This is a genomic window from Pseudoalteromonas sp. T1lg21 (assembly GCF_002964625.1).
Taxonomy (GTDB): Bacteria; Pseudomonadota; Gammaproteobacteria; order Enterobacterales; family Alteromonadaceae; genus Pseudoalteromonas; species Pseudoalteromonas gelatinilytica.
The window spans coordinates 44705-55067 of record NZ_PQBX01000041.1 but is presented as its reverse complement, the minus strand read 5'-3'; the positions used below and the strand labels follow the sequence as shown (position 1 = coordinate 55067).

Annotated in this window: 9 protein-coding genes; 3 read left to right on the top strand and 6 right to left on the bottom strand. The window is 44.2% G+C overall.

Annotation, left to right across the window (positions count from 1 at the left end; translation table 11 throughout):
• Positions 1–3: 3 nt before the first annotated feature.
• From C2M25_RS09485 to C2M25_RS09475, 3 genes are all read left to right on the top strand, one after another.
• Positions 4–501, top strand: coding sequence for a hypothetical protein (locus C2M25_RS09485; protein ID WP_234003555.1), 498 nt, complete (start codon positions 4–6; stop codon positions 499–501).
• 472 nt (positions 502–973) lie between these two features.
• On the top strand, positions 974–1408 hold the full coding sequence (locus C2M25_RS09480; protein ID WP_105180989.1) for a DUF4019 domain-containing protein: 435 nt from the start codon (positions 974–976) through the stop codon (positions 1406–1408).
• Between the two features lie 174 nt (positions 1409–1582).
• Positions 1583–1978: a DUF4019 domain-containing protein gene (locus tag C2M25_RS09475; RefSeq protein WP_105173859.1), complete on the top strand. Its 396-nt coding sequence runs from the start codon at positions 1583–1585 to the stop codon at positions 1976–1978.
• A 552-nt stretch (positions 1979–2530) separates the two neighbouring features.
• Here the strand turns inward: C2M25_RS09475 and C2M25_RS09470 are convergent.
• The 6 genes from C2M25_RS09470 to C2M25_RS09445 form a co-directional block, all read right to left on the bottom strand.
• Positions 2531–4477, bottom strand: coding sequence for a family 43 glycosylhydrolase (locus C2M25_RS09470; RefSeq protein ID WP_234003554.1), 1947 nt, complete (start codon positions 4475–4477; stop codon positions 2531–2533).
• Between the two features lie 12 nt (positions 4478–4489).
• Complete coding sequence (locus C2M25_RS09465) at positions 4490–5557, bottom strand: aldose epimerase family protein (RefSeq protein WP_234003553.1); 1068 nt, start codon at positions 5555–5557, stop codon at positions 4490–4492.
• Positions 5558–5772: 215 nt separating this feature from the next.
• Entirely contained in the window at positions 5773–6357 is a 585-nt protein-coding gene (locus C2M25_RS09460; RefSeq protein WP_063700833.1) for an HAD family hydrolase, read from the bottom strand.
• A 136-nt stretch (positions 6358–6493) separates the two neighbouring features.
• The gene (gene araA / locus C2M25_RS09455) at positions 6494–7993 is read right to left on the bottom strand and encodes an L-arabinose isomerase (protein WP_054552271.1); all 1500 of its coding nucleotides are present in this window, start codon (positions 7991–7993) and stop codon (positions 6494–6496) included.
• Positions 7994–8016: 23 nt separating this feature from the next.
• Positions 8017–8712, bottom strand: coding sequence for an L-ribulose-5-phosphate 4-epimerase (locus C2M25_RS09450; RefSeq protein WP_063528078.1), 696 nt, complete (start codon positions 8710–8712; stop codon positions 8017–8019).
• Positions 8709–10361, bottom strand: a complete 1653-nt coding sequence (locus C2M25_RS09445) for a ribulokinase (protein WP_063700831.1) — start codon at positions 10359–10361, stop codon at positions 8709–8711. The genes C2M25_RS09450 and C2M25_RS09445 overlap by 4 nt, the downstream gene beginning before the upstream one ends.
• Positions 10362–10363: the final 2 nt, after the last annotated feature.

The window sequence follows — 10363 nt, the reverse complement described above, 5'->3', positions numbered from 1 at the left end:
CGGGTGAAAACCCGGCTTTTTTCTAAAGCTTTAGTACCTTTTGCCGATACATACATATCATTCACTTTCATCGCTCTTATTATGGCTATTAACTCATTAGCAAGTGCGCTAACTATCTCAAACGCAAGCACAGCAAGCAGTCATACCCACTCAAAAGTAGGCTACAAACTTAGCAGCCAAGAGATGAATAAACTCTCTGGTCGTGAAGTAGAGCCCGCTCAAAAAGAAGAAGTATCTAGCGAACTCCCCGCGCATATTCGCAAAATGGTTGAGCAACTTGAAAAGCTCAAAGAACAACTCGAACTCGCCAAAGAGCAATTAGCCAAACTGCAAGCGCTCAAAAACCAAGAAGATGAAGCTGTAAAAGTGCAAGTTGAAACACAGACCAAGATGGTGATGGAAATCCAAACGCAAATAATGTCTCTTAGCCAATCAATTAGCGATGCGCTAAAAGAAGCAGGTATTAGCGACCCTGGAGTGCTAATGAGCGTGCTGGTGTGATAGAAGCTTTAAGCTGTAAGTTTTGAGCTATAAGCTTTAAGTCTCAAGTTTTACTCTTGTCGCTTTCATCTCGCTAACTCCCTTTCATGCTCACTTTACTCTTGCAACTTTACCCTCGCTAACTTCTCTCAAAAAACCCAAAAAAGGGTCAAAACCCAGTGAGTATGCGGGCTCTGAAATATCGAGCACGCAAATACGAAACTTCCTTAGCAGTAAAAATAGGTGTTATTTAGGGTCATTGTCGTTACATTTAGTAGCTGTTAAAACAACTTGTTTTGTTCAATAAATCAACAGCATAAAATTAACGACCTAACCTACATAGCCACTTTACGAACTCAATGACAAAGACCGTTCAAATAAAAAACAACACTTAAATCCCACCAAAAAGCCTTTCCTAGCACTTTTTTAGTATAGAAATTAACCAACTCATTCGTATTATGAATTCACCCTATGAACGAAGTGAGGGCGTCTTATGCGTCAAATTTTATTACTTTCTGTAAATGGATTTACGCTACAAAAACTGTTTTTACTGGCATCGTTATTGGTGTGCTTTTTCACCTCAGCTGAAGAAACAAGCCCTATCTCAACAGCAAGAGCATGGTTAACCTTGGTTGATTCTGGAGAATACCACGAGAGCTGGCAGCAAGCTGATCAGGTTTTTCAAAACACCACGCCCAAAGCTCGCTGGCAAACAGCCTTAGATCAAATACGCGTTCCTTTAGGCCGAGTTATGTCTCGCACCTATTTTGGCACAGCAGAGTATAGCTCATTACCCGGCCTGCCAAATGGTGAGTATTTAGTAGTCAAGTTTCAAACCGAGTTTATGAATAAAGAGGCAGTTGTTGAAACACTCAGCCTTAGCAAAGCCGCCGATGGCTGGCACCCATTAGGCTATCTGATCGATTAGTATAGAGCAGCGCAAAGCGCCCTTAGGCTTTGTGCTGTAAGAGTTATCGGCAGTCAAAATACGTATCTGCGGGAAAATAAACCGCACAATTGATGAATAGTATTTATTGTTCGTCGTCGTAACATAAAAACACTTCAAGACGTACTAAATAAACAACAAGTAAATGGAATTGCTATGAGAAAAACGCTCTTACTAATCATTTTTTTAAGCTGCTTTTGTGCACATGCTGAGGAGCTCGAAGTTATTCATCGCGCTAAAAGCTGGCTTGCGTTAATCGACAACGGTCAGTATCAGCAAAGTTGGCAGCAAGCAGACTCATTATTTAAACAAACAATGCCACAAAGCAACTGGAGCAAAGCGTTAAAACAAGTTCGGGTACCGCTTGGCAAGGTGGTTTTACGTAAGAATTTAAGCCTGATGAATTACGACTCTTTGCCCGGAACACCTGATGGCGAATACGTGATCATTCAGTTTCAAAGCCAATTTATGAATAAAGAGCAGGCCATTGAAACAATTAGCCTCAGCAAAAGTAGTGGCCAGTGGCAACCTATCGGTTATTTTATTAATTAGGGGTTAAATTTAGGTTTTAGGTTCTAGGTTCTAGGTTCTAGGATTGCATTGTAGAAAGGCTTTAGCCGTGAAGATTATGTGATGGACAAAATTCGGCACTAAAGTACCTCCTACGTGAGGTTTTATATGTAATGTGGTAGGCGTCACGCTTGCTTGGCGCGTCATGAAATCAACACCCAAAGAGCAGACATACACATCACAAACATACCCCACCGCTCAGCTAAAAACTGACAGCTGAAGGCTGACAGCTCCTAAACAACGCGCGAAATAAATTTCACGCCTACAACAACACGTGGGGTTTTATATGCAATGCAGAGGCATGAGAAGGTTTTGATGGATTATGTTGGGTTTCGCTTCGCTCAAAACAACCTCACCGCTCAGCTTGGAACTTTACTCTCGTTAACTTGACCCTCGTTAACTTTACCCTCGTTAACTTTACTCTCGCTAACTTTACTCTCGCTAACTTTACTCTCGCTAACTTGATCCATCAGCCACAAAAAAAGCCACTCATAAATGAAGTGGCTTTGGTTGAGTCGATTTTTTACTTATAACTTAATTTGGTTCACGCAGATGGAACACTTGGCACTTGTTACCTAAATCAGGTTGTTGTGCGAAGTTAGTGTTTTCAGCTAAACCACAGTTACTTAAACCAAGCGCTTGTTTTGTGTAGCGGTTGATCAGCATAACACCACCGCCTTCTACCGGAGCAATACGCCACTGTGCTGTTTTCGCTGCACAAGACGCCATTTCTACGTTGGCACCTGGTACTAAGGCGTTATCAGCTACCGCAGCACAGAACTCGCTATCAGCGCTTTGTTTAAGGCTTACATAGCCTGTATCTGTTGGTGTGAAGAACCATTGCTGTGCATCTTTATGCGTAAAAGCTTGTTGCTCAACATTGGTACCCGCTTTAACCGTATCCGCCACGCTAAGTGCTTTACCACTTTGTTGGCTTAATACGACAACACTGCCCATAGGGCGTAATTGCCAGTCGCCACACGCTGTTGCGTCGCTTTGCTGTAAAACCGCTTGGTTTTGTGCGGCAGAACAACCAGCAACCGCTAATGGCTTGCCTGTGTAACGGTTAGTAATAGAGACATTACCATCTGTACTTGGTGCTACTTTCCATTGCTGACAGAAGTTATTGCGCCATGCTGCAGATTGTACTTTAGCGTTATCTGCGTCATTACAGCTTTCAAGCTCTAAGAACTTGCTGTCTTCACGGTTAGCTAAACGAACAAAACCATCTGTTGTTGCATCAATAACCCATTGACCATTGGTGCTTGCACACTGACGTTGAACTGCACGTGCATCTTGTGGATCAGCTGCAATGTCTAAACATAAGCCGCTTGTTGCATTCACTAATTGGTAACGTTGACCTTGCACTCGCGTTACCAGTGGGCCGTATTCACCTGATGGCGGAGCTACTTCAACGCCTGGTGTTAATGGTTTACCAAAGCTTGGTGTGCCATCGTCGTTCCAAGTGAATTTTTGCGCACGTAATGAACGCGTTGCACTACAACCGTGCTCTACCGAATCATTACCGTGATAAACTAACCAATCTTCTGTGCCGTCTGGCGATGTGAAAAAGCCGTTGTGACCTGGGCCAAACACTTCTTCTGTACGCTCAAATACTGGCTTTTCGTATTTTTTCCAGCTGCTCGCTTTAAGCGGATCGTCACCAACAAGCTCAAGCATACCTAGTTTGTAATCAGGAGTATTACAGAAGCTCGCTGAGTACGTCATAAACGTACGGTCATTGTGCTGTAAAATTTCAGCGCCTTCAGTTACTTTACGACCACTGATTTCCCAATCTAGCTCAGGACGCGTGATCACCGTATGCGGTGAGTTCTTCTTCAGAGTCCATGGGTTTTCCATTTCAGCAATAATGTTTAATTGCTGATCGCCCTGCCATTGTGAGTAGATCACATATAGCTTGTCTTTGTATGTTAGGTAGTTACCGTCGATGTTCCATACGTTAGGCATTAATGCGCCCTTGTATTCGTATGGACCCATAGGATCGTCACCGGCACTTTCTAATACGTTTAAGTGTTGGTTATCTAAAGTGCCATCAGTACCGGCTGTGTACATCATGTACCAACGGTAGCCGTTTGGCCCTTTTAGACGATGGAATTCAAACGCCCAGAAGTTACAGCAACGCTCAGGGTTCGAATCAGACCAAACATTGATAGGTGTTGCATCAGCAAGGCCCGCTAATGTTGGTGATTTACGCATCACTAACTCAGAAGTCCACGTTGTTGTAGTTAGGTAATAGTTACCATCCCAATACTCAAGCCATGGATCGGCGCCATTTGGGAAAAGAGGATTAGTAAAAATACCATCATCTTGAATTGGCGCTTTTGCTGTGGCTGCGACATCTGCTTTGGCTGTGTTGTCTCCAGCCGTAGTCTGACAGCCCGTCAGAGCGCCAAACGACAAGGCAAATAGGCTAGCTAAGCCAGCCTTTTGCATTGCGCTTTTAAGCTTTGTTGTTTTCACATTTGTGTTCCTTTATTTTGTACCAAATTCGTACACGATGCGTGTTGAATACACGTCACCTGGCAGTAATGTTGTGCTTGGGAACGTTGGCTGATTAGGTGCATCAGGGAAATGCTGTGGCTCTAAACAAAAACCACTTCTGAAATTATGCACTAAGCCAGACGCTTGCTGAGTACTACCGTCTAAGAAGTTACCTGAATAAAACTGTACTGCTGGCTCTTCTGTGTAAACTGTTAACGTACGGCCTGAGTTTGCTTCGTAAACCGTCGCTGCTTCAACAAGTTCATTGCTTGGCGTGTCTTTAAGCACAAAGTTATGGTCATAACCTTTACCAAGTTTCAGTTGTTCATTGCTTGCTTTGATATCTTGACCGATTGCTTTAGCAGTACGGAAGTCAAACGGTGTGCCAGCCACATCCATCAACTCACCAGTTGGGATCAAGCCGCCATCCACAGGGGTAATTGCTTTTGCGTTAATTTGCATTTGGTGATCAAGAATGTCGCCTTTACCCGCTAGGTTAAAGTAGCTGTGCTGCGTCATATTGATGATGGTCGGCTTGCTTGTTGTCGCAATAAACTGCATATCTAGCGTGTTGTTGTTCGTTAGCGTGTAAGTCACTTCTGTCGTCACTTCACCCGGGTAACCTTGGTCACCATCAGGGCTCACTAAACTTAAGGTTACACCTGCGCTGTTTTGCGTCGTGAACGGTGTCATGTTCCACACTTTTTTGTCGAAACCTTGCACACCACCATGTAAATGGTTGTCACCATCGTTAGTCGCTAATTGGTATTCAGTGCCATTTAAGGTGAATTTACCGTTTGCGATACGGTTACCAAAACGACCGATGATTGCACCGTAGTAAGTTGTCGCTTTTGTGTACGCTTCTAGGTTATCTAAACCCAGTACAATATTACCCATTTCGCCTTTTGCATCTGGCGTTTCAATACGCGTGATAATGCCGCCGTAGTTGATCACATCAACGCTAATACCATTGCTGTTAGTCAACGTTACTTGATTAACTGGGGTCTGATCAGCAAGTACGCCATAGGCCGTCATTGATGCTGAAGGGGAAGTCGTCATATTGTCTCCTTGATGAGCACACGCTGGTGTAAGGGCAATCCCACATGTCACCAACAATGCATAAAGCCCGCGCGACTTTTTCGTGTTCGAACTGGCTGTTTGATGAGTTGTTTTTAAACCTTGGAAAACACATTGCAATGACATATGAATAACCTTTTTGTAATTGTATTTATAGTTTTATAATACAAATACAGGTGTCATTGCAAATTTAATCGCTAAAGTTGGATTTTGCCGTCTTTCACCATGATGCAATCCATACCCGCACTTTTGGCGGCTTGGTAGCCAATTTGCGTGTCTTCAAACACCACACATTGACTTGGTTCAACACCTAAAAGCGCTGCTACTTTTAAGAATGTTTCTGGGTTCGGCTTGCCTTTACTAACATCACTGGCAGTCACTAAGGCACCAATTTTATTAATTAAATTCGTATCTGTTAGATGATCAATTGCATGCTCGCGGTCAGCCCCCGTGCCCACACCCATTGGCAATACACCATGGTACTTTTCAAGTACTGCGACGGTTTCGTCAATCACTAGTGGATGATGTTGTAAATCAACCCAAAACTGGTGTTTATCTTTTGCCACAACCAAGGGGTCATGATCTAAACCAAATTTTTCGTTAAGCATTTCAATTGTTTTAACGGTCGGAATGCCGCCTAAGCTATACATGTAGTCGTAATCGAATGGATACCCATAGGCTTCGCAAGCTTTCTGCCATGCCTGTAAGTGACTGCCCATTGAGTCAATTAAGGTGCCATCCATATCAAAAATAATGCCTTGGTAGGCGCTTAAATCGATCATATCTACTCCTAAAATGTTTAGCTTCACAATAGCATAAGCCAGCGAAGAGCGTGGCTCATCACTGGCTTAATCGACAACAAAATTTGGGGTGAACGTGCTCACACACAGCACGTTCTAGTACATAAAGTACTAATTCTTACAGGCCACGTTTTAGCATGTAGTAAGCTGCGTTATGACGAAGCTCTGTTTTGAAACCACGGATCGTCGTATCGTTATCGATGATCATCGTTTCAACGCCAGCCATTTCAGCAAAATCGATAATCATATCGGTTGTTACTGCTTGGCTGTATGCAGTGTGGTGTGCACCACCGGCGTGGATCCATGCAGCTGATGCTACAGATAGATTTGGTTTTGGTTCCCAAAGCGCTGAAGCAACAGGTAAGTGAGGTAAATCAGCTGGCGGAGCCACTGTGTCTACTTCGTTAATTAGAATACGGAAACGGTTACCCATATCAATTGGTGATACGTTGATTGCAGCACCTGGTTTTGCAGTAAACAATAAACGACCTACATCACATTTCACACCAATAGTGTGCTGGTGAACTTCAAGACGTGGCTTTTGCGCTGCAATTGAAGGACACACTTCTAACATGTGCGCGCCAAGTACTTGGTCAGTCTCACCCATGTTGTAAGTGTAATCTTCCATGAATGAACAACCGCCCTCACGGCCTTCACCCATTACTTTCATGATGCGAACCATAGCAGCTGTTTTCCAGTCACCCTCACCACCGTAACCATAGCCTTTCGACATTAGGCGCTGTGTAGCAAGACCTGGAAGACCAGAAAGGCCTGATAAGTCTTCAAAACAGTTAGTGAATGCTTTAAAGCCGCCTTTCTCTAAGAAGCGCTCCATACCAAGCTCTAAACGTGCTTCGTTGCGTAGCATTTTCACTGCGTAATCGTCTTGTAGAGTTTCGTCAGCAATTACGTAGTCTTGCTTATATAGCTCTAACTGTGCATCGATTTCGTCTTCTGTGATTGTATCAACCACTTTTACAAGCTCAGCGACACCAAACGCGTGTACTTCATAACCAAAAGTAATTTGCGCTGAAACTTTGTTACCTTCAGTAACCGCAACTTGACGCATGTTGTCGCCAAAACGCGCAACTTTAAGTGTTTGGCTTTCTGCCCAACCTTTTGCCGCACGACACCAGTCATCTAACTGCTGTTGTACGTCAGCACGTTGCCAGTGACCTGCAACAACTTTACGCTCTTTACGCATTACAGTACCGATGAAACCGAACTCACGGTCACCGTGTGCACTTTGGTGCGTATTCATGTAGTTCATGTTGATGTCAGACCAAGGAAGGGCTGCATTGAACTGAGTATGAAGGTGTAACCAAGGCTTACGTAATTCGCTTAGGCCAGCAATCCACATTTTCGCAGGTGAGAAAGTGTGCATCCATAAAACTAAACCAACACAGTTAGGATCCGTATTTGCCGCTTGGCAAACAGCGTGAATTTCTTCAGGTGACTTAACGGTAGGCTTACATACCAAGTTTACTGGTAGGTTCGCTTCGCTGTTTAAGCCCGCTACAATTGCTTCGCTGTCTTTGGCAACCGTTTCTAACACCTTAGGACCATAAAGATGTTGTGAGCCGGTAACAAACCAGACTTCTTTCGTCATCGTCGTCATGTTAATAATCCTCTAAATTCTTGCTATTTGCTCTGACCGTAATACGCGTTTTTACCGTGCTTACGTAGATAATGTTTATCCATCACTGCTTTTTTAAGTTCAGCTGCGTGTGGATCTAAAGTGCGTGTTAAATACGCCATGCGTGCAATCTCTTCGAGTAGCGCGGCATGGTATACAGACTGAGCGGCATCTTTACCCCACGTGAAAGGCGCATGACCCGCAACAATCACCATAGGTGCAGCTTTCGGATCGCGGTCTTGATACGCATCAGTAATTTGAATACCGGTTTCTAATTCATAATCGCCATTCACTTGCTCATCGGTTAGCTCACGAGTACAGGTGATGTCACCGTGTACATAGTCAGCGTGAGTTGTGCCAAGGCAAGGAATGCTTTGTTTTGCTTGTGCCCATGCAGTTGCATAGGTTGAATGCGTGTGTGTGACACCGCCAATTGAATCAAAGTGGCGATATAAATGAACATGTGTTTTAGTGTCAGAAGACGGACGCATAGACCCTTCAACAATGTTGTTTTCAAGGTCGACGATCACCATGTCGTCGGCTTTCATTTGGTCGTACGAAACACCACTTGGTTTAATCGCGATTACGCCTTTGTCACGGTCGATTTGCGATACGTTACCAAAGGTATAAATTACTAAGCCACGACGTTGCAGCTCCATGTTCGCTTCATAGACTTCACGTTTTAGTTCAGTAAAACTCATGCTTTGTCTCCGTTTACATAGCTTGCAAGTGCTTGGTAGTTAGCATAAAGCTCGTCATACACAGCAACGCGCTCAGGGTTTGGTAAGTACTGATGACATACTGACGACGCCATTACTTTTTGAGCATCTGCTACTGTTGCGTGCTCACCCGCAGCAACCGCAGCCATAATTGCCGCACCCAATGCACAGCTTTGCTCACTTTCTAAAACGTCGATTGGACAGTTCCAAACATCAGCACAAGTTTGCATTACGTAGTCTGATTTTTTAGAGATACCGCCGATAACAACCACTGACTCGATTGGCACGCCTTCGCTACGGAAACGCTCAGTGATAGCACGTGCGCCAAACGCAGTTGCTTCAACAAGCGCTTTGAAGAACTTAGGTGCATCAGTGCCCATTTTTAAGCCTGTTAATGCCATGGCAACGCTTTGGTCAGCATCTGGCGTACGACGACCATTTACCCAATCAAGCGCCGTTACATCGTTGCTTGTTACAGGCAATGCAGCTGCCGCTTTTGATAACTCAACTAAGATTGAGTCTTCTAGCTTGTTAACTAACGCTTGCTCAGCGTCAGATAGATTTGTAAGTTGGCGAGTTGGCCAAAGTACTAGGTTCTTGAACCATGCGTATAAATCACCAAACGCAGATTGACCTGCTTCTAAGCCAACCATTCCAGGGATCACTGAGCCGTCAACTTGACCACAAATACCTTTAACGCAAGTATCACCAAGCTGCTCTTGAGACGTTACTGTGATGTCACAGGTTGAAGTACCCATTACTTTAGTTAGAACACCAGGGCGAACATTGGCTGCTACTGCCCCCATGTGACAGTCAAATGCACCGTAACCAACAACAATACCTTGTGGTAAACCAAGCTTCTCGGCCCACTCAGCCGTTAAGTTGCCAGCAACTTGATCGCTTGGCTCTGTAGTTGCATTTAACGTATCAACAACACCATCTAATAGTGGATCGATATTGCTGAAGAAACTGTTTGGTGGGAAACCGCCCCACTGCTCGTTCCACATTTGTTTGTGGCCCGTTGCACAACGCCCTAGCTTTAATACTTCAGGGTGCGTTGTGCCGCACATTAGCGCGGTCATCCAATCGCAGTGTTCAACCCATGAATAAGTGGCTGCTTTTACACTGCTATCAACGCGGAAAATATGTAATGCTTTGGCCCAGTACCACTCAGAAGAGTAGATACCGCCCATGTGTGAAAGGTAGTTCACATCGTTGTTAGTGGCAGCTGCAGTGATTTCATTTGCTTCTTTAATAGACGTATGGTCTTTCCACAAAATGAACATCGCATTTGGATTTTCTGCAAATTCTTCAGTTAATGCCAGTGGTGTACCTTGGCTATTAATTGCCACAGGCGTTGAGCCAGTTGTATCAAAGCTCATACCCACCACTTTGTCTGCAGTACCCGCTGGAACTTGTGACCATAGACCATTTACTACTTCTACAAGGCTATCAATATAGTCTTGTGGATGCTGACGAAACTGATCCTTACTTGGGTCACAATATAAGCCTTGTGCCCAGCGCGGGTAGTTTACTAAATGGCTGGCAAGTTCTTCACCAGTCGCAACATCAACGAGTAATGCTCTTACCGAGTCTGACCCGTAGTCTAATCCCAACGTATAACGAGACATAA

Excerpts from the sequence above, each read along its gene's own strand:
- C2M25_RS09445 (WP_063700831.1), bottom strand. The coding sequence starts at position 10,361 with ATGTCTCGTTATACGTTGGGATTAGACTACGGGTCAGACTCGGTAAGA.
- C2M25_RS09475 (WP_105173859.1), top strand. The coding sequence starts at position 1,583 with ATGAGAAAAACGCTCTTACTAATCATTTTTTTAAGCTGCTTTTGTGCA.
- C2M25_RS09465 (WP_234003553.1), bottom strand. The coding sequence starts at position 5,557 with ATGACGACTTCCCCTTCAGCATCAATGACGGCCTATGGCGTACTTGCT.
- C2M25_RS09450 (WP_063528078.1), bottom strand. The coding sequence starts at position 8,712 with ATGAGTTTTACTGAACTAAAACGTGAAGTCTATGAAGCGAACATGGAG.
- C2M25_RS09480 (WP_105180989.1), top strand. The coding sequence starts at position 974 with ATGCGTCAAATTTTATTACTTTCTGTAAATGGATTTACGCTACAAAAA.
- C2M25_RS09460 (WP_063700833.1), bottom strand. The coding sequence starts at position 6,357 with ATGATCGATTTAAGCGCCTACCAAGGCATTATTTTTGATATGGATGGC.
- araA (WP_054552271.1), bottom strand. The coding sequence starts at position 7,993 with ATGACGACGATGACGAAAGAAGTCTGGTTTGTTACCGGCTCACAACAT.